Consider the following 23,305-nt stretch of genomic DNA (forward strand, 5'->3'; position numbering starts at 1 on the left):
GTGCGATGATGGCGCCGCTCTACTGGTCGGCCGGAATGCGCTCGAGGGTGCCGACCCAATCCAGGATCAGCCGGTCGGCGGTCACCAGTGGCGTGTTGCGGTCGATGGCGGTGGCCATAATGAAGCGGTCGGCGGGGTCGCGATGCAGGTTCTCGAGCTGGGTCGACAGCAAGGCGATGCGGCCATCGACCGGGATTTCCACCAGGCCAGCACGCAACCAGTCCTCGCGCCACAGCCCGACCGGCATGGGCAGCACGATGCGGCCGCGTTCCGCCAGCATGGCCACTTCCCAAAAACTGATGGCGCTGACCGCCACCTGCCCAGCCAGCCAGTCGGCCTGGATTCGCTGCCGCGCTCGCGCCCCGAGCGCGGGGTCGTCGCGATCCATCCACAACAGGGTGTGGGTGTCGATGATCACGCCAGCGCTTTCCAGAGATCGTTTTCCAGTGGCGCCAGTACGTCACCACGAATGTCAAGGTTGCGGTGTAGGCCAAACGGGTGGCTGATGCGTTGCCCGGAATAGGGACGCAATTCCGCCACCGGTTTGCCATTCTTGGTCACCACCCAGATCTCGCCGGTGGTGGCCACTGAATCCATCAGAGCGAGGCATTTGGCCTTGAATTCGGAAGCTTGAATGGTCGGCACGGCGCTTTCTCCTGCAGATGACCACGTAGGTGACTATAGTCATCAAACTGGTCATCGTCAATGCCTTGTGCGAGTCTTGCGCCGTTTGCGGGCGTTCCGCACACCTGTTTGGCGTGGAGTGTTATGTCCCAACGATGACCCGAGGCGCAGCGCCAGGCCATCCACGCTCTGGGCGCCTCAACCGAATGGCCGCACGCCAAACAGGGCGCCGTGGGCCCAGAAGGCGAACACGGCCCAAGCGCCGACACCGACCACCACGGTGGCCACCGTGGGCGCGAGGGCGCTGCGCGCGCCCCGCACCTCGGCCACGTCGGCGGCATCATCGTCATCGTCGTCGGGCTGGCCTGCAGGGCGACGGCGAGCCGAGCGGTAGTCGAGCACGGCCCAGGCCAGGAAGCCGCCGAACAGCAGCACGTCGGCCAGCGTGCCGTTGGCCAACAGGTGCGCGAACGCCCACAGTTTGACGCCCAGTACCATGGGGTGCTGCAGCCGGGCCTTGATGGCGTTGCCCGGTACATACGCCGCCACCAGCAACACGAAGGCCAGCAGCGTCAACAGCGAGGCGGCATGGGCCATGCCCACCGGCGGCACCCATAGCGTGACCGGGTTGTGCCGCGCCAGGCCGTAGCCCCAGACGATCAGTACCAATCCCAGCAGCGACACCAGTGAGTACAACGCTTTCCAGGCGCCCAAGCCGATGCGGTCGATCATCTGGCTGCGCCAGTCGTCGGCGACGATGCGTACCGAGTGCATGCCCAGAAACAGGATCAGACCCAAGACCAGCCATTGCATCGCGTCGCTCCTCGTGCGGCGGGGCCGCGGGTGGATACACGGTCATCATAACCCGATCGAGCGTTCGTGCATCCGCTATGGCGGCCATAGACAGAAGTGAATCCACGGCCGGGGAGGTCGCGCTACAGTAGATCTGTCAATTGAAAAATATTTTTCGATTGACGTCATCGATGAAACATCGCTCACTGGAGATGAACATGAACGCTTCCCAACCTGCCCGCAGCGGGGGCTGTCCCTTCCACCACGGCGCCGTCACCCGCCAGGATCCCGCCCAGGCGCCGACCGCTCCCTGGCCCCATGCGCTCAACCTCGACATCCTGCACCAGCACGACACCAAAACCAACCCGCTGCCCGGTTTTCGCTACCGCGACGCGGTGCGCACGCTGGACGTGGAAGCGCTCGAGCGCGACCTGCGCGCGCTCATGACCGACAGCCAGCCCTGGTGGCCGGCCGACTACGGCCACTACGGCGGGCTGTTCATCCGCATGGCGTGGCATGCGGCCGGCTCGTACCGGGTCGCCGACGGCCGCGGCGGGGCCAACACGGGCAACCAGCGCTTCGCACCACTCAACTCCTGGCCCGACAACGCCAACCTGGACAAGGCGCGTCGGCTGCTGTGGCCGATCAAGAAAAAATACGGCAACAAGCTCTCGTGGGCCGACCTGATGATCCTGGCCGGCAACGTGGCCTACGAATCGATGGGGCTCAAGACTTACGGCTTTGCCTTCGGCCGTGAGGACATCTGGCACCCGGAAAAAGACGTGTACTGGGGGCCGGAGCACCAGTGGCTGCAGCCCAGCGAGCAGCGCTACGCCGACGTCGAGCGGCCCGAGACGCTGGAAAACCCGCTGGCGGCGGTGCAAATGGGGCTCATCTACGTCAACCCCGAGGGGGTCAATGGCCAGCCCGACCCGCTCAAGACCGCGCTGCATGTGCGCGAGACCTTTGCCCGCATGGGCATGAACGACGAGGAGACCGTGGCCCTGACCGCGGGTGGCCACACGGTGGGCAAAGCACACGGCAACGGCAGTGCGGCCAACCTGGGGCCGGCGCCCGAGGCAGCGCCGATCGAAGAGCAAGGCCTGGGCTGGATGAACCACGCCAGCCGCGGCATCGGCCGCGATACGGTCACCAGCGGCATCGAAGGTGCCTGGACCACCCACCCCACGCGCTGGGACAACGGCTACTTCGAGCTGCTCTTCGGCTATGAGTGGGAGTTGGCCAAGAGCCCTGCGGGCGCGTGGCAATGGCAGCCGATCGGTATCCGCCCCGAGCACATGCCGCCCGACCCCGAAGATCCCTCGCGCCGCACCCTGCCCATCATGACGGATGCCGACATGGCGCTCAAGATGGACCCCATCTACCGCCCGATCGCCGAGCGCTTCTGGCGCGATCACGCGGCATTTTCCGAGGCGTTTGCGCGCGCCTGGTTCAAGCTCACCCACCGCGACATGGGACCGCGTGCGCGCTACATAGGCCCGCGTGCTCCCAAAGAGGATTTATTGTGGCAAGACCCGGTACCGCCGGGGCCCCGTGACATCGACGTTGGCGCAATCCAGGCGCGCATCCGCGCCAGCGGCTTGAGTGTGGGCGAGCTCGTGGCCACGGCGTGGGACAGCGCGCGCACCTTCCGCCAGTCCGACTTTCGCGGCGGTGCCAACGGGGCGCGCATCCGCCTGGCACCGCAGCGCCACTGGTCGGCCAACGAGCCGCTGCGGCTGGACAAAGTGCTAGCCGTGCTCGAGCCCATCGCCCGTGAGTATGGTGCGAGCGTGGCCGACGTCATCGTGCTCGGCGGCAACGTGGGCGTGCAGATGGCGGCCGAGGCAGCCGGTGTGCCCATCGAGGTGCCGTTCGTCGCGGGGCGCGGTGACGCCACCGAAGCGTGGACCGATGCAGCGTCGTTTCGCTGGTTGGAACCGGTGGCCGATGGGTTTCGCCAGTATGTCAAACCCGGCATCGGCGTGGCGCCCGAGGATTTGCTGATCGACCGCGCCCAGCTGATGGGGCTGACGGCGGTGGAGATGACGGTGTTGCTGGGCGGCCTGCGCGTGCTGGGGGCTAATTTCGAGGGCTCGGCCGACGGTGTGTTCACCGACCGGGTGGGGGTGCTGAGCAACGACTTCTTTGTGCACCTGACCGACATGGCCTACACCTGGCGGCCGCTGCAGGATGGTCGCTTCGAGATCGTCGAGCGCGCCAGCGGTCGCGTGCGCTTTACCGCCTCTCGCGTCGATCTGGTGTTCGGCTCCAACGCCATCTTGCGCGCCTACGCCGAGGTGTACGCCCAGGACGATGGGCGTGAGAAGTTCGTGCGCGACTTCGTGGCTGCGTGGGTCAAGGTGATGCACGCCGACCGGTACGACCTGCAGCCGTGACGCGCCGCCCCTCCCGAGGCTGCCAGCGGACGTGCGCCTCCCCTGTTTGGGGGATGGCGCGCGTCGTCGCGTGGTGTTATCTTTGGCAGTTTTAGAGCAAAAGCCTCAGTGGCAATCGTATGCCCCGCTCACAGTCAGACTCCCTCCCCGCGCCGCCTTCCGCAGGCGCGGTGGACGAGTCGTCCCTGCTGGCCCTGGTGGCCGACTGGGTGTGGGCGACCGACGCCAGCCTGCGCGTCATTCAGGCCCAGCCCCTGCAGGGTGACCCCGGCCGATTGTCGTGGCTGGCGTCGCTCGTTGGCCGCCGACCGTGGGAGAGTGACGTGTGGCTGCAGCCCGACGGCCGCACGCGCCGGCTCTGGCGATCCCTGTGGCGGCGCGAGCCGTTCCGGGGTCTGGAGCTGCAGTGGCGCACTCGCCGCGGCGAGCCGTCTTGGACCAGCATCAGCGGGGTGCCGCGCCGGGGCGAGGATGGCCGCTTTCTGGGCTACACCGGCGTAGCGGTCGACATCACCGCACGCAAGCGTGCCGAGATGGCCTTGCACGAGGCGCGAGCCGAGCTCGACGCCACCCTGCGGGCGTTGCCGGACCTGATGTTCGAGATCGACGCCGACGGCATCTTCCGCCACGTACACGCCCCGCGCCCCGAATGGCTGTACGTGCCTGCCGAACAGATCGTGGGTCGGCACCTGCGCGATCTGCTGCCCCCGGCGGTGGCCGACTTGACCGAGGCCGCCATGGCCGAGGCAGCGCGCGCCGGGCAGGCCAACGGCTACCGATACGCCATGACTTTGCCGGGCGGGAAACGTTGGTTCGAGTGTTCCATGGCGCGCAAGACCGCGCCTGCAGGGGCCGCGCTGCGTTTCATCGCGCTCGTGCGCGACATCACCGAGCTCAAAGCGCGCGAGGCCGAGTTGCAGGCCCTGGCGTTCCATGACCCTCTGACGGCGTTGCCCAACCGGCGCTTGCTGTTCGACCGCATCGAGCAAGTCCTGCTGCGGCAGCAGCGCGATCCGGGCTGGGCGGCGTTGCTGTTCGTCGATCTGGATGATTTCAAAACCATCAACGACACTCGCGGGCACGAGGCGGGCGACGCCGTGTTGGTCGAGGTGGCGGCCCGGCTGCGCGCGATGGTGCGAGCGGTCGATCCCGTGGGGCGACTGGGGGGTGACGAATTTGTGATATTGCTGACCGAGCTGGGCCCCGAGCCGGGGCCAGCGGAAGCCACGGTGCGGCGCATCGGGCTGGCGTTGCTGGAAAAACTGGGCGAGCCCATTCCGCTTGCGGACGCAGGCGTGGCGGTCTCGGTCAGCCTCGGTGCGCTGCTGTTTCGAGGGGCACATCCGTTGCCGGCGCTACTGGCCGCGGCCGATCGCTTGATGTACACGTCCAAGGGGGACGGCAAAGGCCGGCTCACGCTGCGGTACCACGATCGGCGCAACGACGACCCGACCCCGGTGGGCACCGGCTGACCCGGGGGCGCAACCCCTGTGCGGCGTGGGTTTGCGGCGCCTGTGGCCGCGGACGCGGGCTTGCCCTCTACAATCGAGTCGTGCTCCGGGGTGTCCGCCAACGGTGGGCTGAGATGGCCATGGGCCGAACCCGCGAACTTGATCCGGTTCATACCGGCGAAAGAAGAGCCGCAGCCGCCTGTACGAGGTGGGCGCTGGTCGGAGGCCCAAAGGGTCTTTGGACCGCTCCTCTCGAGAGGCCGCCTTCGGAGCCGTATCGCCACCCCGCCCCGAAGGAGCCTCTATCATGAATGCCCCCGTCGAACCCTTTCAGGCTGAAGCCGCCCACGTGGACCCAGCGGCCGTGCAGCCGTTCCCCAACGCGCGCAAGATCTATGTGACCGGCTCTCGCCCCGACCTCCGCGTGCCCATGCGAGAAATCCGCCAAAGCGACACGCCAGCCGCGTTCGGCGCCGAGCCCAATCCGCCCATCTTCGTCTACGATACGTCCGGGCCCTACACCGACCCCGATGCCCGCATCGACATCCGCCGCGGCCTGCCCGCGCTGCGGCAGCGCTGGATCGAGGAACGCGGCGATACCGAGGAGCTGCCTGCGCCGAGCAGTGCCTACGGACGCGCGCGGGCGGCCGATCCGGCGTTGGCGGCGCTGCGCTTTCCGGGCCTGCAGCGCCAACCGCGGCGCGCGCGGCCCGGCGCCAACGTGACCCAGCTGCACTACGCGCGCCGCGGCATCGTCACGCCCGAGATGGAGTTCGTCGCCATCCGCGAAAACCAGCGCCGTGCCGAATACCTGGAGTCGTTGCGTGCCGCTGGCCCCACGGGGCAAAAAATGGCGGCCATGCTCGCGCGCCAGCATCCGGGGCAGGCGTTCGGGGCCCGCATCCCGGTCGAGATCACGCCCGAATTTGTGCGTGACGAAGTTGCGCGCGGCCGCGCCATCATCCCGGCCAACATCAACCACCCCGAGAGCGAGCCGATGATCATCGGCCGAAATTTCTTGGTCAAGGTCAACGCCAACATCGGCAATTCCGCGCTCGGCTCCAGCATCGCCGAGGAAGTGGACAAAATGACGTGGGCCATCCGCTGGGGGGCCGATACGGTGATGGACCTGTCCACCGGCAAAAACATCCACGAGACGCGCGAGTGGATCATCCGCAACAGCCCCGTGCCGATCGGTACGGTGCCGATTTATCAGGCGCTGGAAAAGGTGGGTGGACGCGCGGAAGAGCTGACGTGGGAGATCTTCCGTGACACGCTCATCGAGCAGGCCGAGCAGGGGGTGGACTACTTCACCATCCACGCCGGGGTGCGGCTGGCGTACGTGCCCATGACCGCGCAGCGCCTGACCGGCATCGTCAGCCGCGGCGGCTCCATCATGGCCAAATGGTGTTTGGCGCACCACCAGGAAAACTTCCTCTACACCCACTTCGAGGAAATCTGCGAGATCATGAAGGCCTACGACGTGGCCTTCAGCCTGGGTGACGGCCTGCGCCCTGGCTCCATCTACGACGCCAACGACGAGGCGCAGTTGGCGGAGTTGAAGACGCTGGGCGAGCTGACGCAAATCGCCTGGCGGCACGACGTGCAGGTGATGATCGAAGGGCCCGGCCACGTTCCTTTGCAGCTCATCAAAGAGAACATGGACTTGCAGCTGCAGTGGTGCGACGAAGCGCCGTTCTATACCCTGGGGCCGCTGACCACCGACATCGCCCCCGGCTACGACCACATTACCAGCGCCATCGGCGCGGCCACCATCGGCTGGTACGGCACGGCCATGCTGTGCTACGTCACCCCGAAGGAGCACCTGGGTCTGCCCAACAAGCAAGACGTCAAGGAGGGCATCGTCACCTACAAGCTGGCGGCGCACGCGGCCGACCTGGCCAAGGGCCACCCTGGGGCGCAAATCCGCGACAACGCGCTGTCCAAGGCGCGTTTCGAGTTCCGCTGGGAAGACCAGTTCAACCTGGGGCTCGACCCGGACAAGGCGCGCGAATTTCACGACGAGACGCTGCCCAAGGAGAGCGCCAAAGTGGCGCACTTCTGTAGCATGTGTGGCCCGAAGTTTTGCAGCATGAAGATCACGCAAGAGGTGCGCGCCTACGCGGCGCAGCAGGGCATCGACGAGCGGCAGGCGCTGGCCAGCGGCATGCAGGAGCAGGCGCAGGCGTTTCGCGCCGCCGGGGGCGAGGTCTATGTGCCGCTGACGCGGGCTTGAGACAGGGGTGAATATTTTTTGCACCCCGCGCGCCGCGGGGTGCAAAAGCGTGCTACATTAGTGGCACGTCGCGAGTTGCTTTCCCTCGCGAGCGTCGTTGTCCACGGTTGGCGGTTCCCTCAACACCGCACTGGCCATCCGGTTCGCCCGGCCCTCGGCCCCCTGTTTCAGCGTATCTTACCCCGGCGAGCTTCACCATCAGCCGATGCGTTTCGGCGCCGGGCGTGCTACACGCCCACAGGAGGCCCCATGGCCAAAGAAGAACTCATCGAGATGCGCGGCACCGTGGACGAAGTGTTGCCCGACTCGCGCTACCGCGTCACCCTGGAAAACGGCCACTGTCTGGTGGCCTACTCGGGCGGCAAGATGCGCAAGCACCACATCCGTATTCTGGCCGGCGACCGCGTGTCGCTGGAGCTGTCGCCCTACGACCTGAGCAAAGGGCGCATCACCTTCCGTCACCTCGAGCCGCGCTCGGGTGCCGCTCCCACACCGGCGCGTCGCAGGACGCGTTGATCGACCCTCAGCGGGCCCGCGATCATCCGGCGCGACCCTGCGTGGCGCCACCACCGGCACCGGCCCCGCGTTTTTTCTCTGAAGGACGTTCTCCATGAACAACAAACTCTACGTCGGCAACCTGCCGTATTCCGCCGATGACCAAGCCCTGGCGCGCAGCTTTGGCGCCTATGGCACCGTGCAGTCGGCCAAGGTCATGACCGACCGCGACACCGGCCGCTCCAAGGGCTTCGGCTTCGTCGAAATGGCGACCGACGCCGAGGCGCAAGCCGCCATCGACGGCCTGCACGGCTCGTCGCTGCAAGGCCGTGCCATGACCGTCAACGTGGCCCGTCCGCGCGAGGTACGTCCGTCGTCCGGCTACGAGGGCCGCAGCGGCCGCAACGGCGGCGGTCGCAGCAGCTACTACTGATCGGCTCTGCCCCTGACGGCCGGGGTCACTTACTCCAGCCGTCCTTCAGGCCCGCGATGCGGTTGAATACCGCTCGGTCGGGCCGGTGGTCTTGGGCGTCGGCGCAAAAGTAGCCGTGGCGCTCCAGCTGCAGCCGCGTCTCGGGCGCGATGCCGACCAAGGACGGTTCCACGAAGCCCTGCGTGATGCGCAGGCTGTTCGGGTTGAGCGCGGCGCGGAAATCTTTGCCTCCGGCATCGGGTTGCGGGTCGGCAAACAGCCGGTCGTAGAGCCGAAACTCCGCCGGTACCGCGTCGTGGGCACCAACCCAGGTGATGGTGCCCTTGACCTTGACGGCATCGGCCCCGGGCGTGCCGCTCTTGGTGTCGGGCACCACGGTGGCCAGCACCGCCGTCACGCGGCCCGTGTCGTCTTTCTCACAGCCGGTGCATTCGATGACGTAGCCGTACTTCAGGCGCACCCGGTTGCCGGGGAAGAGGCGGAAGTACCCCTTGGGCGGTTGTTCCATGAAATCGTCGCGCTCGATCCACACCTCGGGCCCGAGGCTGAAGGCGCGCTGCCCCCACTCGGGGTGTTGCGGGTGGGCGGGGGCGGTGCAGGGTTCCCGGTGCTCCCAGCGGCCGAATACGTCGGCCCAGTTGGTCAGGCGCAGCCGCACGGGGTCGAGTACGCCCATCGCGCGCGGGGCTTTGCCTTCCAGATCGTCGCGCAGCGCGACCTCCAGGTTGCCGTAGTCGATCCAGCCGGGGGATTTGCTCACGCCCGTCCGTTCACAGAACAGCCGGATGGCCTCTGGCGTGTAGCCGCGCCGACGCAGCCCGGCGATGGTGGGCATGCGCGGGTCATCCCAGCCGGCGACGATACCCTCGTCGACCAGCGCCTTGAGCTTGCGCTTGCTGGTCACGACGTAGGTGAGGTTCAGGCGCGCGAACTCGTACTGGTGCGGCAGCTGGAACGGCTCGACCTGGTAGGCGTCGAGGGCTGCGGCAAGCAGCGGCGTGAACTGGTGCGTTTGCGACTTCAGCAGCGCAAAGAACGCCCCTAGATCGCGCAGCACGGCGTCGCGGTCGTGCTCCCAGCGGGTAAAAAGCGCGCGCATCTGCTGCTCGGGCTCGGTGTTGACGCCCAGCTTGTACGCGTGGTTGTGGCAGTGCAGGGCGAATTCCTTGCCCGCTTCGACGCCCTGGTGCTCGATGCGCTCGATGAGCGCCTTGGCGCGCTCGAACTGGGGCGCGCGCAGGATGGGCACGATGCGCTCGAGCGTCCAGTCGTAAAACGGTCGTTGGTCCTCGAACTCCAGCGTGCAGATGCTGTGGGTGATGTTCTCCAGCGCGTCCTCGATCGGGTGCGCGAAGGTGTACATCGGGTAGATGCACCAGGCATCGCCGGTGTTGTGGTGCGTGGCGTGTTTGATGCGGTAGATGGCCGGGTCGCGCAGGTTGATGTTGGGCGAGGTCATGTCAATTTTGGCGCGCAGCACCATGGCGCCGTCGGGGTGTTGGCCGGCGCGCATCTCGCGAAAACGCGCCAAGCTTTCCTGCGCCGGGCGGTTGCGGTACGGGCTGTCGATGCCCGGCTCGGTGAGCGTGCCGCGGTTGGCCCGCATCTGCTCGGGCGTCTGTTCGTCCACGTAGGCGTGGCCGGTTTCGATCAAGTACTCGGCCGCCCGGTACATGAAGTCGAAGTAGTCGCTCGCGTAGTAGAGGTGGCTGGTGCCGTGGGCATCCCAGCTCCAGCCGAGCCAGCGCACAGCATCGAGGATGGCGTCGACGTACTCCTGCTCCTCTTTCTCGGGGTTGGTGTCGTCGAAGCGCATGTGGCACACGCCGCCATACTCCTGCGCCAGGCTGAAGTTGAGCCAGATGCTCTTGGCGTGGCCCACGTGCAGGTAGCCGTTGGGCTCGGGTGGAAAGCGCATGCGCACCTTGGCCGGGTCCGGACCGCCGCGCTCGTGGTGCGTGCCGTCTCCAGGGCTGCCGGCCCAGCGCCGACCCTCGCAGCGGCCTTGGGCCAGGTCGCGCTCGATGATCTGGCGCAGAAAGTGGCTGCTGGAGGGGGCGTGGGGCGGGTGCGTGGCGTGATCGGTCATGCCCCGATTTTAGGTGGGCCGCCGCTGGGGTAACGGGCGTTACGCTTGCTTACAGTCGTGACGATTCGGAAACCGCGGTCGAGCGTGGTCAGTGCTGAAATGCGGGGTGTCATGCGTCAGCCTGCCACAGGGACCGAAAGGAGACTGCGATGAAGCCGTTCGTTCAACGCTTTTTTTCACCGCGTGCCGCTGCACGGACTGCGCTGGGGCTGGGCCTGGCCGCCTTGGGCGCTGCGGCGCAGGCGGGTGATGTGTACTGGTCGATCGGTGTGCACCAGCCGGGCGTTTCGGTCGGGGTGGGCAACTACCCCCCTGTGGTGGTGGCCCCCGCGCCGCGCGTGGTGATGCCACCGGTCGTGGTCACCACCCCCGCGCCGGTGGTGGTGGTGCCCTCGACGGGTTACTGGGTACCGCCCGGCCACCGGCGGCATCCCCGCCACGGCGATCGCGAGTACGGGCGGGTGGTGCAGGTGTGGCCATCCTATCCCGCCGTGAGCGGGCCGGACGTGGTGTACGTGGCGCCGCACCACCCGCGCTGGCGCTCATGGTGATTGCCTGACCGGTTCGTTGCCGCCGTGCCGCTCATCGGGGTGGCCGGGGCAGTCGGTTTCCGTTTACCGCCGCCCGGCAGCGGTTACGATCACGGGATGGATTGGTTGCTGTTGTTCAAGGCCGCCATCATGGGCGTGGTGGAGGGCCTGACTGAGTTTTTGCCCGTCTCGTCCACCGGGCACCTGATTCTGGCGGCCGCGTTGCTCGGTTGGCGCGGCGAGACGGTCAAGGTGTTCGAGGTGGTGATCCAGACCGGGGCCATCCTGGCCATCGTCGGCTTGTACTGGCAGCGGCTGATCGGGACCGTGCGTGGCTTGCCGCGCCAGCGCGAGGCGCAGCGCTTTACCGTCAACGTGGCGCTGGGTTTTTTCCCGGCGGCGCTGGCGGGGTTTTGGTTGATCGGGCCGATCAAGGCGTTGCTCTTCAACGCTTGGGTGGTCGCGGCCGGCTTCATCGTCGGCGGCCTGATCATGCTGTGGGTCGAGGCGTGGCACGCGCGCCAGCGCGCGCCGCGGGTGGCGGATGTCGATGCGCTGACCTGGCGCGACGCGCTGGGCGTCGGACTGATCCAGTGTGCCGCCCTGGTGCCGGGCGTGAGTCGCTCGGGCGCCACGATCATCGGCGGCATGGCGCTGGGCCTGTCACGGCGCGTGGCGACCGAATTCAGCTTCTTTTTGGCCATCCCGATGCTTTTCGGCGCGGCGGCGTACGACTTGGTCAAACACCGGGCGCTGTTGTCCAGTGCCGACGTGCCGGTGTTCGTGGTCGGCCTCGTGGTGTCGTTCGTGTCAGCGTGGGTGTCGGTAAAGTGGCTGCTGCGCTATGTGGCCAGTCATAGCTTCGTGCCGTTTGCCTGGTACCGAATCGTCTTTGGCGGACTCATCCTTGTCAGTGGGATGCTGGGCTGGGTGGACTGGTCGCCCTGAAGTGCTGCAGGGCACAGTCGATGGCGGCCGCGGTTTCTTCCGGCCGTTCCATGGGAAATAGGTGCGTGCCCTCAAGGAACTGCAGCCGCGGTGAGGGCTCGCGCCCGCAGAGCTTGTGCGTCATGGTCAAGCCCACGCGGCGCATTTCCTCGGACTGGGTGCCGCCGATGAAGGCCACTGGGCACTGCAAGGGGTGGCGGCGCAGCAGGCGGTCCAGGTGATGGGGCAGGGTGTTGTAGATGGCGGTCTCGATGTCCCGGTCGAAGCTCAGCACGCGCTGCACGCCGTCGGGCGTGGTGACGTCGTGGGTGCCGTATTCGATGTAGTCGGCCAGCACGCGCGGGTCCCAGCGCGCGAAGGCGCGCTTGTGGCGGAAATGCTCGAGAGCTTCGGCGGCGCTGGCCCAGCGGTTGCGCCGCTTGCGGCTGACCTGGCCCGGCGAGACGGCACCGATCAGGCGCGTGTGTTTGGCCGCCGCCAGCGCGCGCGCTTTCCAGCCACCGAGCACGGGCGAGTCGAGCATGACGACGCCGGCCACTGGGCGCCCCGCCAGCACCGGGTGGCGCGCGGCGCACATCAGACTCAAAAAGCCGCCGAGCGAGTGGCCGACCAGATAGAGCGGCTGGTCGTGCGGGCCGACCTGGGCCTCGGTGAAGTCCGCCAGTTGCTGCACCAGATGCGGCCAGTTGCTGGTGACGGGGTAGCGCGGGTCGTGCCCGTACTTGTCCACCGCCAGCACGCGGTAGCCGCGCGCACGCAGCGCGTCGAGCAGCACGCGGTAGGTACCGGCCGGAAAACTGTTGCCGTGCGAGAAGACGATGCAGGGTTGCTCGTTCGGAGGCGGGTTCATGGCGTCAGATCAGCTTGTCGGCGGGGGTCATGATTTTTCGTAGGGCGCGGTGGCGACCGCTGGGCGCCACCAGTGCACTGCCGGGTTGCCAATCGGGGGCTTCGATCTGGTCGAACGCCTCGCGCAGCCGTTGGCCCCAGGTGGTGCGCAGCATTTGGAAGTAGGCGTTGCCTTCGTCGATGCAGACGACGTGATCGCTCTGAAAACGGTCCGCCTCGTAGACGGCCAGGTCCAGCGGCAGCCCCACCGAGAGGTTGGACTTGAGCGTGGAGTCCATGGAGATGAGCAGGCACTTGGTGGCCTCCGCCAGCGGCGTGTCGGGGGTGATGATGCGGTCGAGCACGGGTTTGCCGTATTTGCTCTCGCCGATCTGGAAAAACGGCGTTTCGGCCGTGGCCTCGATGAAGTTGCCGGGTGAGTAGACCTGGAACAGCCGCATGGCCTCGCCGCGGATCTGGCCGCCAAAGAGCAGGCTCGCGTTGAACTCGATGCCGCTGCGTCGCAGCGCCTCGCCGTCGCGCTGGTAGACATGGCGCACGGCCGAGCCGAGCACGCGCGCGGCGTCGAACATGCTGCGCGCGTTCCAGATGGTGATCGGCTCGCCACCGGCGGGGTCTTGCAGCTGCTCGGTCTGCAGGATTTCGCGGATCGACTGCGAGATGCTCAGGTTGCCCGCCGACAGCAGCACCATGAAGCGGTCGCCCGGTTTTTCGTAGACGATCATTTTGCGGAAGGTGCTGATCTGGTCCAGGCCGGCGTTGGTGCGCGAGTCGGACAGAAAGACCATGCCAGCCTTGAGTTTGACGGCGACGCAGTAAGTCATGAGAGGGCGGTGAAGGGCGAACGGTCGTTCGAAATGCTTGGCCCGCCTATGGTAGCGCGTCCAGCACGGCCTGGCGCAGGCCGCTGTCGCGCTGGGTGAGGCGGGCAGTTGCCCGCCGCACCGTGTCGTGGCCGCCGGGCAACACGAGTGTCAGGCGCTGGCGGGCACGGGTGATGCCGGTGTAGAGCAGCTCGCGCGTCAGCACCGGGGTATCGGCCTGGGGGGGCAGCACGAGCAGCACATGGTCGAACTCTGAGCCCTGGGACTTGTGCACGGTCAGCGCAAAGGCGGTCTGGACGTCGGGCAACTGCCCGGGCAGGGCCCAGCGCACGCCATCGGGCTGGTCCGGGGCGGCGAAGGCCACGCGCCAGCGGGGGCGACGTGCCGGGTCGTCCGGGTGTGGCGGGTGCGGCAAGACCAGCCCCAGATCGCCGTTCATCAGGCCCAGCGCCGGGGCATTGCGGGTGACGAGCACGGGGCGGCCGGCGTACCAGCCGTCGTGCCCGTGCGCGGCGGGGGGCAGGTCCAGCCACCCGGCCCGCTGCAGCCAGCGCGCGATGCGCTGGTTGAGCCCGGCCACGCCCCAGGGCCCATCGCGCAGCGCGCACAGCACCTGAAAGCGGGCGTGCGCCGCCAGCAGCGCGCGCGCCCAGGCGGCCCGCGCGGCCGCGCCGTCGTCATCGGGGCCCGCACGCAGCCGCTGCAACCAGGGCAGCAGACCGTCGAACACGACGCGCTGCCAAGCCGCTTCCCAGGCGGCATCGCTGCCGTCTGGCGTCCGGGGGATGACGGTCACGTCGGGCAGGGGCGTGGCGAGCAGCGCCTGCACGTCGGCCTCGGCGCCATGGTTGACTGCCGCGGCCCAGCGGCCGATGCCGCTGTCGCCGCCAAAGCGGTGGCTGTGGCGCAGCATCACCACAGCCTGGTCCAGTGCCGTGCCGGCGGGGTCGATCAGGCCGCTGGGGAGGGTCTGCCCAGTGGCCTGCTGCAGCCAGTCGGCCACCTCGGGCCGGTAGTGGCCGTCGGCGGCGCGCTCGCACAGTTGGGCGAGCACGGCACCGGCTTCTACCGAGGCGAGCTGGTCGGCGTCGCCGATCAGCACCAGCCGCGTGTGGGCGGGAATGGCCTGCAGCGCATCGTGCAGCAGTTCCAGATCGACCATCGAGGCCTCGTCGATGACCAGCAGGTCGAGCCACAGCGGGTTTTCCGGGTGGTGGCGCGCGCCCGTGCCGTCACCGCGTCGGCCGATGAGGCGGTGCAGCGTGCGGACCTCGGCGGGCACGGCCTCGCGCAGGGTGGTCCGTGCGGCTTCGGACAGTGGCAGTGCGCCCCAGGGCATGCGCTCGAGCGCCACCGCGATGGACTGGCTCAGGCGGGCCGCGGCTTTGCCGGTGGGGGCGGCCAAGCCGATACGCCAGGGCGATCGTCCCTCCGACAGCGCCAGCCCTTGCAACAGGGTGAGCAGGCGCACGACGGTGGTGGTTTTGCCCGCCCCAGGTCCACCGGTGAGGATGGCCAGCGGCGCGCGCGCGGCCAGGGCCGCGCCGATGCACTGCCAGTCCGGCTGGGTGGGGCGTTGCGCGGGCGGGCCAAAGAGGGCGTCCAGCCACGGGCGCAGCCGGTGTGGATCGAGCGTATCGGTTGCTGGCAGGCGCAACCGCTTGGCCAGGGCGCGTGCGACGGCTTGCTCACGCACCCAGTGGCGCCACAGGTACAGCCGCGTCCCGTGGCGCACGAGCGGGGTGGGCGTGCTGCCGTCGCCGATCCAGTGCGGATGGTCGAGCGCGGCCGGGAGGGTGGCCCAGCGCTGCCGCAACCAGCGCGTGCAGGGGCCTGCGCTGTCGTCGGCGGTGTCGAGCAACGACAGGCAGATGTGACCATCGCCGACACGGCGGCTCAAGCAGGCCGCGGCCAACAAGGCGGGTACCGGCGCGTCGGGTACCTGCTCGCGGCCGAAGCGGGCCAATGCTGCGTCGCAGGGGCGCAGCTCTTGGCTCGCTAACCCGCGGGCCAACCAGGCTTGGAGTTCGTCCGGTGTGCTCATACGGCCTCCGCAGCGGTGTGGCCCGATAGCGCGGCATCCAAGCGTTCGATGAGTGCGACCGGCGCGGGCAGTGCATAGACACCGCGGCCCGGCGTGGCCAGCCCGCGCCAGAAGACACACAGCGCACCCCCTAAGTGGTGCGCAGGGGAGTAGCTGGGCAAGCGCTGCCGCAGCAGGCGGTGCAGGGCCACCAGGTACAGCACCGCTTGCAGGTCGTAGCGGTGCGCCGCCACGGCGGCCTGTACGGCCTGCGGGTGGTACGCGGAGTCATCGCCGCCCAAGGCGTTCGATTTGTGGTCCAGTACGTAGTAGCGCCCCCCGTGCTCGAACACCAGATCGATGAACCCTTTGAGCATGCCCTCGAGCACGGTGGGGCGCAGCGCGGGGCGGGGGTCGAGCCCGGGCACGTGCGCCCGCACCCAAGCGTCGAGCGTGGCCGCCTCCAGCCGCTGCGCGCCGAGCCAGAATTCCCACTCTGGCTGCACGGCGCGCAACTGGCTGAGCGCGACCGCGGTGTCTGCCACGCCGGGCAGCGGCAGCGGGGTGGCCATCATGGCGCCCGCCCATTGCGCCAGATCCGCCGCGTCGGACTCCAGGCGGTTGGTCGGCCAGCCGTGGCGCTCCAGCACGGCCTGGGCCATCGATGCCAGTTGCGCGGGCTGGGTGGCAATGTGTGCGAACCCCTGGTGCGCACACTGCTCCAGCAGGGCGTGCAGGGCGGTGCCCGCCTGCGGCCCGCGTGGCCAGCGGTGCCAGGCGGCCGGCGGCGTGGCGGGAGCCGCCACGGGATCGCGGGGGTCGGCAAGGGCGTCCGGCAGCGCGAGGGTGCCGAGCGCCTCGTCGAATGGCTCATCGCGCGCCGAATCCGATGCGGCGGTCGGGTAGGAGGGGGCGGCATCCCCGGCGTCCTCGCCCGTTGGGGCGAGCAGCGCGGTGTAGCTGGCGATCCACCAGAGAGGCCGTGGCGAGGACGGCGCGATGCGGGCGGCCACCGGGGTGGGGGCGTCGTTGGCACCCGGCGTGTCTGCCGCTGGTGTCCAGCGCAGTGTCGGCTGCGCGGCGTCCCAGGTCTGGACGGCGATGACCGCACAGCCCTGGGCCAGCGCCTGGGCGCGCGCGCCGAGCCCGTCGTCGGCGTTGGACGCGGGCAGGGCGTCGATGCCCAGCACATGGCCCAGGGCGCTGGTGGGCAGCGTGTCCGTGGCCGCCAGTCCTACCCAGGTGGCGTGGCGCGCGCGTGTCAGCGCCACGTAGAGCCGCCGGACGTCCTCGGCGCGGCGCTCGGCATCGGCGCGCTCGACCGCGTGTGTCCAGCGCTCGCCCTCGTCGCTCAGGGTGATCTGTAGCCGACCCTCGTCGTCATGCCAGGTCAGGCAGCGCACCCCGCGGCCCGAGACCTTGCCATCGATGGATTTGGCGTGCATCGCAAAGGGGTAGCACACGACCGGGTATTCGAGCCCCTTGGATTTGTGCACGGTGACGATGGGGATGCGCTCGCGCTCGCTGTCCAGGCGCAGCTGCGCCGTGGCGCTGTCGTCGCCCGCGGCGGCGGTGCCGCGCAGCGCCCGCTGGCGCGCGCGTTGCAAGTGTTGCCAAACGGTGGCCATGCCATGCGGGGCGCCCGCCAGCGGGGCGGCGATGCGCTGCAGCAGCTCGGCCAGGTGCAGCAGGTTGGTCAGGGTGCGCTCACCGCTGTGCTCGCCAGCGCGTGCCAGCAGGCGCTGCGGCACCTGGAAGTCATGCAGCAACGCGCGCACGGCGGGCAGCACGCCGTGGCGCTGCCACAGGTCGTGGTAGCGCTCGAAGCGCTCGATCGTCTGCTCCCATGCGCCATCGTCGCTGGTCAGGCGCTCGATGTCGGCAGGCGTCAGATCCAGGCTGGCGGTGGCCAGCGCGGCCCGGATGGTGTCGCCATCGCGCGGGTGGGCACAGGCGTGCAGCCAGCGCGCCAGGTCTTCGGCTTCAGGGCTGGCGTAGACCGACTCCCGGTCGGACCGATAGACGCTGGCCAGGCCGCGCTGGCGCAGCGCCCGCTGCAGCGCCTGCGCCTCGTACCGGTCGTTGACCAGGATGGCGATGTCGGCAGGGCGCAGGGGCCGCCAGCCCTCGCCGGTCGACCAGCCCAGCCGGTGTTCGCTGGCCTGTTGCAACCACTGCACCACTTGGTTGGCGCAGGCGTCGGCCACGGCGTCGCGCAGGCGTTCTTTCGACCACGGCTCAGCGCCGGGTCGCACGTGCGCCAGGATCAGCGCGGGCAGCGCAGGGCCGCCGGGCCCCCGCGTCCATGGGGGTGCTCGCCCCTCGGCCTGCACGGGCACGAAGGGCAGCGGATCGTCGTCCCCGCGGCGAAACAGAAACGCCCCCTCGGCCCGCCGCGCCTGCGCGTGGTCAAAGACGTGGTTGACCGCGGCGACCATGTCGGCGCTGGAGCGGCGGTTGGTGTCGAGCCGCCACAGCCGCCCGCTGCACGCGCGGCGCGCCAACAGGTAACTGTGGATGTCGGCTTGCCGAAAGGCGTAGATGGCTTGCTTGGGGTCGCCGATGAGGATGAGGGCGGTATGGGGCGCCGGCTGCGCCAGGGTGTAGATGCGGTCGAGGATGTGCAGCTGGGTGGGGTCGGTGTCCTGAAATTCGTCCACCAGCGCGACCGGCCAGCGCGCGCGCGCGCGCGCCGCCAGTGCCGCGCCAGTGGGGCCATCCAAGGCCTGGGCCAGGCGGCGCAGCAAGCCGTCGAAGTCCACCTGGTCGCGCTGCGCCCATTGCTCGGCGATGCGGCGCTGCACCCAAACGGCCGCGTGGCGCCACAGCCAGCCCAGCGGCGAGGGCAGGCGCGGCAACGCCTCGAGCAGCGCGGGGATGCCATCCCAGATCGCCAGCGCGGCGACCGCGGGGGGGATGGCACCGTCCGGATACTGGGCCTGCAGCCAGTCGCGGCGCAAGCGCCCGAGGCCCGTGCCCAGTTTCGGGGGTTGGTCGTCGTCCGGATCCTGCGCCCAGCGCTGCAGGGTGTTCAGCCAGCGCTCGACGTCGCTGCGCCGTCCCAGTGTTTTGGGCAGGATGCCGGCGTCGAGCGCCTCCAGCGCGGCTTGCGCGTGCGACACCCAGGGTGTCTTGAGCGCGACGAGCGCCGCCTGGCGCGCGTCCAGGGCGCGTGCCAGTCCCTCGGCGACCGGGGTGTCGGCCAGCGGTGGGTCGGTGGCGTGCCAGCGGTCGGCGTGGGGCAGCAGTGGGCGCACCTCGGCCGCCAGCGCCTGCGGGCCGGTCCAGGTCTGCGCTACCCAGCGGGCCAACTCTGCAGGCAGCGGCTGGATTTGCAGGCGCCACAGGTCGGCGGCCGCTTCCTCGATGGCGTCGGCTGGGTCGGGCACGAGCGTGAGCGTGAACGGCGTGCCGCTGGCGAATGCCTGCTCGCGCAGTACGCGCTGGCACCAGCCGTGCAGGGTGGCGATGGCGGCTTCGTCCATCGCGTCGGCGGCATATTGCAACCGCTGGGCCAGCGCCGGCCAGTCCGTTGGTGGGTACAGGGCGCGCAGCGCGGCGATGGGCTGCAGCGCTTCGGGCCAGGCGTCGGGGTCGCGCTGCCCGTCGCGAAAGACCGAGGCCGCCTCGGCCAGGCGCTGCCGGATGCGGTTTTTCAGCTCCTGGGTCGCGGCGTCGGTGAAGGTGACGACCAGAATCTCGCGCGGGTGCAGCGCCCGCTCGATGGCCGCCGCGCCCGGATGTGGCCCCAGCACCAGCCGCAGGTAAAGCATGGCGATGGTCCAGGTTTTGCCGGTGCCGGCGCTGGCTTCGATGAGCTGGCTGCCCTGCAGCGGAAAGTCCCCGATGGATCGCAGGTCGTGCACGGTGCTCATGGCTGATCGTCGGCGTCGTGGCGAGGGGGTGATGACAGGGCGTCGCGCAGCGGCCGCAGCAGCGCGCGCGCCGTCTGCGCCAGCGGGCTGTGCTCGGCACCATCCAGTGGCCCGGCCAGGGCGGCGAAATCGGGGCAGGCGCGCCGCCAGTCGGGGTCGGTGTCGAGCACGCCGCGCTGGTGCTCGTTGCCTTCGTAGACCAGGCGCGCCGCGAGCCACGCGGCGCGGGCACCGGCGCGTTCTTCGTTGCGCAGCCAGGCGGCGGCACTCTTGGGTTCGAACCGGCAGGGAGCAGACATGCCGGCCCACCAGTGGCGCAGCAGGGACTCCCAAGCGGCATCGGCCTGCTCTGGTGACAGGGGCGACAACACAACCGCCCCGCGTGGGCTGAGTACCCAGGTGGCCAGTGGCCCGCCGGCGCGGTGGTGGGCCAGGTGCTGCACCCAGGCCGAGGTGAGCGTGTGCAGCCGGTACTGCCCGCCGTTGCCCGATGGGTTCTCGATGACGGCGCTGCCTTGCCACAGCAGCCGCGCGCGCGTGCCGTCCTCGGCGCGGTGGACGGGTCCGAGCGCATCGCGCACGCGCACCACGGGGTCGCACCCGGGGGCAGGTTCGTCCAGCCAGTCGGGCTGGGTCTGCGCCAGGGGGTGGCGGCGGAAAAATTCACCCGCCAGGGACCAGACGCGCCTGGCTTGCGTGTTCCAGTCGCCGGCGAGGGTGTCGCCAAACGTGCCGGGTGGCCACTCGCCACGGGCGATGGCGCGACGCCAGACGGCCTCGGCTGCGGCCAGCGCGGCCTTGAGCGGCGCACCGGCGCGCGCCTGACGCACCACGGCCGCCACCCACGCCGTATCCATGCGCCAGCGGCTCAGGCCGTCGGGTTCGAGGATGTCGCGGTCGTCATCGGCCGGTGCCGCGTCGGCCAAATGGACGCGCAGGCGCTGTTGAAAGAACGCCCGTGCCGGGTTGCGCAAGAAGGCGCCGAGCTGGGCGGTGTCCAGCGGGGCGTCGGGTGTCCACGGCGGCAGTGTCGCGGCGTCGTCGCGCGGCTGGCGCGCGGGCAGCCACTCGTGCGCGTAGCTGAACCACGGCAGGCCGGGCGGGGGCGGCTGCCGGGGGTCGGGCGTGGCGGGAAAGTAGGCCGCATCGAAGGGCTGCAGGCGGTGCCGGGTGGTCAGCGCCGCCAGCAGCGCGTCCCCAGCATCGTCCCGGTCGCACCCGGTCAGCCGCCAGCCGGCGGCGATGTGCTGGCGCAGCTGTGCGACCAGCGCGGACGGGGCGCGCTCGCCGTCGTCCACCGGGCTGTGACCCACCCACGACAACGTCAGCCGCTCGCGCGCCGACAGCAAGGCCTCCAGAAACAGGTACTGGTCCTCGTGGCGGCGCTGCCGGTCACCCGGGCGTGGGTGCAAGGCCATGAGGTCGAAGTCGTCCGCCGTGTGCCGCCGCGGGTAGGACGCATCGTCCATGCCCAGCAGGTGGATGACGCGAAACGGCACCGCCCGCATGGGCAGCAGCGTCGCGACGGTGAGCGTGCCGTTGAGAAAGCGCTGCCGTGGCGGGGGCAGGGCGGCGCGCGCGAGCCACGCTTCGGCCACCACGGCCAAGGGCAGTGGTTCTGACCCGGCGGCAGCGGCCTCCAGGCCCCACTCCAGCGCCGCGCTGCGCAGCCGTTGCAGCGCGCGCACTTCCGCGGGGTCGGCCTGGGGGGCGTCGACGTCGAAGCAGTCGTCGAGCAACGCCAGCAGCCGCGGCACCCAAGCAGCCGCGTCGGTCGGTGTGGCCAGGCTGTGCGTCAGCCGCTGCAGGGTATCGATCACGGTTTGCAGGCGCTCGATGCCGTCGACTTCCAGCGGCGAGACGCCGCCCACGGGCACGCTGCCGCGCCATTCGGTGTCGTCGGGGCCGAGGACATAGCCCAGCCAGAGCCGCTGCAGGCCGTCGCGCCAGCTCAGCCGCGCCGCGTGCGCATCGGCCGGATCCACCAGGCCCAGCTGCACGCGGTGGGCGACGTCGATTCCCCAGCGGATGCCAGCGTCGGCGATCCAGCGCTGCAGCCGTTCGCGCTGGTCGAGGGTGATCCGGAAGCGGCGCGCGAACGCTGGCACGTCGAGCCAGCCCAGCACCTCGCTCGCGCCCAGGCGTCTGCGCGGCAGCGCCAGCAGCTCGGCGACGGCTTGCTGCAGGCGCGTGCCGGCGTCTTCGACCCAGTCGCTGATAGTGTAGGGCACATGGCGCGGATCGTGGCGCGGGATGCGGCCGAAGACGGCGTGAAACAGCGGTGCATAAACGGCCACGTCCGGCACCATCACCAGAATGTCGCGCGGCTGCAGCGTCGGGTCGCGGTGCAGCTCGGCCAGCACCTGATCGTGCAGCACCTCCACCTCGCGCAGCGCGGTGTGGCAGACGTGAAAGCGCAGCGAATCGTCGCGGGTGGGATCGACCGCTGACCAGCGCTGCCGTGTCTCGGCCAGCGGACGGCCATGCAGGATGTCGTCTTGCAGCTGGGCCAGCAGCGTGGCGCGCTCGGACGCCGCTTCGGCGCCGTCTGGCAGCGCGTCGAACAGGTCGACACGGTTGCCCCACGCGCGCAGCTGCGCATCCAGCGCATCGCGCAGCGGCCGGTCTTCGTGCGCCTGCAGCAGCGCAATGAAGTCGCGCCCCTGGCGGCCCCAGGCCGCAAGCAGCGGGTGGCTGTGTTGGGCGAGCGTGCCTTCGTCCAGCTGTGCGGGGCTGCCGGGGCGGCGCGCTGCGCGTTCGCGCCAACGCGCGTCGATGCGGGCCAGCCAGGCCGCGTCGGGGACGGTGTCGGCCCAGTAATACTGACACGGGTTGAGCACGCAGACCAAGATGGGCAGCCAACGTGCCGCCACGGCCAGCGCCTCCAGCACGGGTGGCGGCAGCGCGCTGAGCCCAAAGACGGTCAGCCGCGAGGGCAGCCCCGGGGGGCGCTCGCCGCATCCTGCAAGGGCAGCGGCCATAAAGGCTGCATGAATGTCGGCGCGGCTGGCACTGGGGATGGATTGGGCGTCGGCGCCGAGGTCGGCGCGGATGCGCCGCCACAAGGCGGACTGCCACTGCTGCTCCGGGGCCAGCGGGTGTGCGCGGCCGTGAGCGTCGCGCCACTGGTCGCGGCCCGCTGCCCAGTCGGCCAGCCAGTCGGCGCGGTAGACCTGGTACTGGTCGTACAGGTCGGCCAGCCGGTGCGCCAGTTGTCCGCGCTTGCGGCCGTCCGTGTCGTTGGCCAGATAGGCGCGCAGGGGGGCAAAGGGTTCGTCCGTCAAGGTGGGCAACAGGCGCCACAGGCGCCACGTCAGTGGCCCTTCGGCCAGCACCGGGGTGTCGGGCACGGCGTCGGTGCCGAGCACCGCGCGGTAGGCTTGCCACAGCCATTGCGCGGGCAACAGCCACTCGACCCCGGCGGCGATGCCGCCCGGCGCGGCAGCCATGGTCTGCCGGATCCACTGCCCCACGCCGTGCGACGGCACGAGCCAGACGTCGTTGTCCAGCGGCGGTAGGGGCTGTTGCCGGTTCCACTGCAGCGCCACCTCGAGCAGGCGCTCGGCCCGGTTGCCGTGCACCACCACCAGGCCGGAGGCCGGCGCGCCACCGTGGGGGCGGCTACCCGGGCCGCTGACGGCGTCGGTGCTGGGGTTCTCCCTGTGGTTGGTTGGCATGGCGTGATGGTAGCAAGCCGCGCGCCGCGCCGATCGGCTGGCGCTGGTGTAAGGTTCGCC

At 69.6% G+C, this 23,305-nt stretch carries 16 protein-coding genes and 1 riboswitch; of the genes, 7 read left to right on the top strand and 9 right to left on the bottom strand.

The window, feature by feature from the left end; genetic code table 11:
• Window positions 1-19: 19 nt before the first annotated feature.
• The 3 genes from ACPYIS_RS08435 to ACPYIS_RS08445 form a co-directional block, all read right to left on the bottom strand.
• A complete protein-coding gene (locus tag ACPYIS_RS08435) occupies window positions 20-418 on the bottom strand; it encodes a type II toxin-antitoxin system VapC family toxin (RefSeq protein WP_424859550.1) in 399 nt (132 codons plus the stop codon).
• Window positions 415-645, bottom strand: a complete 231-nt coding sequence (locus ACPYIS_RS08440; protein WP_299021530.1) for a type II toxin-antitoxin system Phd/YefM family antitoxin — start codon at window positions 643-645, stop codon at window positions 415-417. The genes ACPYIS_RS08435 and ACPYIS_RS08440 overlap by 4 nt, the downstream gene beginning before the upstream one ends.
• 177 nt (window positions 646-822) lie before the next feature.
• Window positions 823-1,437, bottom strand: coding sequence for an NnrU family protein (locus tag ACPYIS_RS08445; RefSeq protein ID WP_299021528.1), 615 nt, complete (start codon window positions 1,435-1,437; stop codon window positions 823-825).
• A 197-nt stretch (window positions 1,438-1,634) separates the two neighbouring features.
• On the opposite strand from ACPYIS_RS08445, the gene katG reads away from it, so the two are divergent.
• The 5 genes from katG (at window position 1,635) to ACPYIS_RS08470 (ending at window position 8,430) form a co-directional block, all read left to right on the top strand.
• The gene (katG, locus tag ACPYIS_RS08450) at window positions 1,635-3,815 is read left to right on the top strand and encodes a catalase/peroxidase HPI (protein ID WP_424894738.1); all 2,181 of its coding nucleotides are present in this window, start codon (window positions 1,635-1,637) and stop codon (window positions 3,813-3,815) included.
• 170 nt (window positions 3,816-3,985) lie between these two features.
• Window positions 3,986-5,287: a diguanylate cyclase domain-containing protein gene (locus ACPYIS_RS08455; RefSeq protein ID WP_424894737.1), complete on the top strand. Its 1,302-nt coding sequence runs from the start codon at window positions 3,986-3,988 to the stop codon at window positions 5,285-5,287.
• Between the two features lie 76 nt (window positions 5,288-5,363).
• Window positions 5,364-5,469, top strand: a riboswitch (TPP riboswitch).
• Between the two features lie 104 nt (window positions 5,470-5,573).
• A complete protein-coding gene (gene thiC, locus ACPYIS_RS08460; RefSeq protein ID WP_424859547.1) occupies window positions 5,574-7,502 on the top strand; it encodes a phosphomethylpyrimidine synthase ThiC in 1,929 nt (642 codons plus the stop codon).
• Window positions 7,503-7,751: 249 nt separating this feature from the next.
• Window positions 7,752-8,018: a translation initiation factor IF-1 gene (gene infA, locus ACPYIS_RS08465; protein ID WP_299020257.1), complete on the top strand. Its 267-nt coding sequence runs from the start codon at window positions 7,752-7,754 to the stop codon at window positions 8,016-8,018.
• Between the two features lie 94 nt (window positions 8,019-8,112).
• The gene (locus ACPYIS_RS08470) at window positions 8,113-8,430 is read left to right on the top strand and encodes an RNA recognition motif domain-containing protein (RefSeq protein WP_424859546.1); all 318 of its coding nucleotides are present in this window, start codon (window positions 8,113-8,115) and stop codon (window positions 8,428-8,430) included.
• A gap of 25 nt (window positions 8,431-8,455) precedes the next feature.
• Here ACPYIS_RS08470 and ACPYIS_RS08475 read toward each other — a convergent pair whose 3' ends face one another.
• Window positions 8,456-10,519 carry a glutamine--tRNA ligase gene (locus ACPYIS_RS08475; RefSeq protein ID WP_425973481.1) on the bottom strand — a complete coding sequence of 688 codons (2,064 nt, stop codon included), beginning with the start codon at window positions 10,517-10,519 and terminating at the stop codon, window positions 8,456-8,458.
• Between the two features lie 149 nt (window positions 10,520-10,668).
• On the opposite strand from ACPYIS_RS08475, the gene ACPYIS_RS08480 reads away from it, so the two are divergent.
• Window positions 10,669-11,070, top strand: a complete 402-nt coding sequence (locus tag ACPYIS_RS08480; RefSeq protein WP_424859544.1) for a hypothetical protein — start codon at window positions 10,669-10,671, stop codon at window positions 11,068-11,070.
• 96 nt (window positions 11,071-11,166) lie between these two features.
• On the top strand, window positions 11,167-11,997 hold the full coding sequence (locus ACPYIS_RS08485; protein WP_299020002.1) for an undecaprenyl-diphosphate phosphatase: 831 nt from the start codon (window positions 11,167-11,169) through the stop codon (window positions 11,995-11,997).
• On the opposite strand, the gene ACPYIS_RS08490 is transcribed toward ACPYIS_RS08485, so the two are convergent.
• Genes ACPYIS_RS08490 through recC form a run of 5 tightly spaced genes read right to left on the bottom strand, consistent with a single transcriptional unit; the run spans window position 11,960 to window position 23,245 of the window.
• Complete coding sequence (locus tag ACPYIS_RS08490) at window positions 11,960-12,847, bottom strand: alpha/beta hydrolase (RefSeq protein WP_299020001.1); 888 nt, start codon at window positions 12,845-12,847, stop codon at window positions 11,960-11,962. The genes ACPYIS_RS08485 and ACPYIS_RS08490 overlap by 38 nt on opposite strands.
• A gap of 4 nt (window positions 12,848-12,851) precedes the next feature.
• On the bottom strand, window positions 12,852-13,670 hold the full coding sequence (locus ACPYIS_RS08495) for a peptidase (protein WP_424859543.1): 819 nt from the start codon (window positions 13,668-13,670) through the stop codon (window positions 12,852-12,854).
• A gap of 46 nt (window positions 13,671-13,716) precedes the next feature.
• Window positions 13,717-15,714: an exodeoxyribonuclease V subunit alpha gene (gene recD / locus ACPYIS_RS08500; RefSeq protein WP_424894736.1), complete on the bottom strand. Its 1,998-nt coding sequence runs from the start codon at window positions 15,712-15,714 to the stop codon at window positions 13,717-13,719.
• Window positions 15,711-19,568 (bottom strand): exodeoxyribonuclease V subunit beta, encoded by a 3,858-nt coding sequence (gene recB / locus ACPYIS_RS08505; protein ID WP_424859542.1) that lies wholly within the window; start codon window positions 19,566-19,568, stop codon window positions 15,711-15,713. The genes recD and recB overlap by 4 nt, the downstream gene beginning before the upstream one ends.
• The gene (gene recC / locus ACPYIS_RS08510; protein WP_424859541.1) at window positions 19,565-23,245 is read right to left on the bottom strand and encodes an exodeoxyribonuclease V subunit gamma; all 3,681 of its coding nucleotides are present in this window, start codon (window positions 23,243-23,245) and stop codon (window positions 19,565-19,567) included. The genes recB and recC overlap by 4 nt, the downstream gene beginning before the upstream one ends.
• Between the last annotated feature and the right edge of the window lie 60 nt (window positions 23,246-23,305).

The sequence above is a fragment of the Tepidimonas sp. HKU78 genome, from assembly GCF_049860815.1.
Classification (GTDB): Bacteria; Pseudomonadota; Gammaproteobacteria; order Burkholderiales; family Burkholderiaceae_C; genus Tepidimonas.

Coding starts and splice junctions, on each gene's coding strand:
- ACPYIS_RS08445 (WP_299021528.1), bottom strand. CDS start 1,437: ATGCAATGGCTGGTCTTGGGTCTGATCCTGTTTCTGGGCATGCACTCG.
- katG (WP_424894738.1), top strand. CDS start 1,635: ATGAACGCTTCCCAACCTGCCCGCAGCGGGGGCTGTCCCTTCCACCAC.
- thiC (WP_424859547.1), top strand. CDS start 5,574: ATGAATGCCCCCGTCGAACCCTTTCAGGCTGAAGCCGCCCACGTGGAC.
- infA (WP_299020257.1), top strand. CDS start 7,752: ATGGCCAAAGAAGAACTCATCGAGATGCGCGGCACCGTGGACGAAGTG.
- ACPYIS_RS08470 (WP_424859546.1), top strand. CDS start 8,113: ATGAACAACAAACTCTACGTCGGCAACCTGCCGTATTCCGCCGATGAC.
- ACPYIS_RS08475 (WP_425973481.1), bottom strand. CDS start 10,519: ATGACCGATCACGCCACGCACCCGCCCCACGCCCCCTCCAGCAGCCAC.
- ACPYIS_RS08480 (WP_424859544.1), top strand. CDS start 10,669: ATGAAGCCGTTCGTTCAACGCTTTTTTTCACCGCGTGCCGCTGCACGG.
- ACPYIS_RS08485 (WP_299020002.1), top strand. CDS start 11,167: ATGGATTGGTTGCTGTTGTTCAAGGCCGCCATCATGGGCGTGGTGGAG.
- ACPYIS_RS08490 (WP_299020001.1), bottom strand. CDS start 12,847: ATGAACCCGCCTCCGAACGAGCAACCCTGCATCGTCTTCTCGCACGGC.
- ACPYIS_RS08495 (WP_424859543.1), bottom strand. CDS start 13,670: ATGACTTACTGCGTCGCCGTCAAACTCAAGGCTGGCATGGTCTTTCTG.
- recD (WP_424894736.1), bottom strand. CDS start 15,714: ATGAGCACACCGGACGAACTCCAAGCCTGGTTGGCCCGCGGGTTAGCG.
- recB (WP_424859542.1), bottom strand. CDS start 19,568: ATGAGCACCGTGCACGACCTGCGATCCATCGGGGACTTTCCGCTGCAG.
- recC (WP_424859541.1), bottom strand. CDS start 23,245: ATGCCAACCAACCACAGGGAGAACCCCAGCACCGACGCCGTCAGCGGC.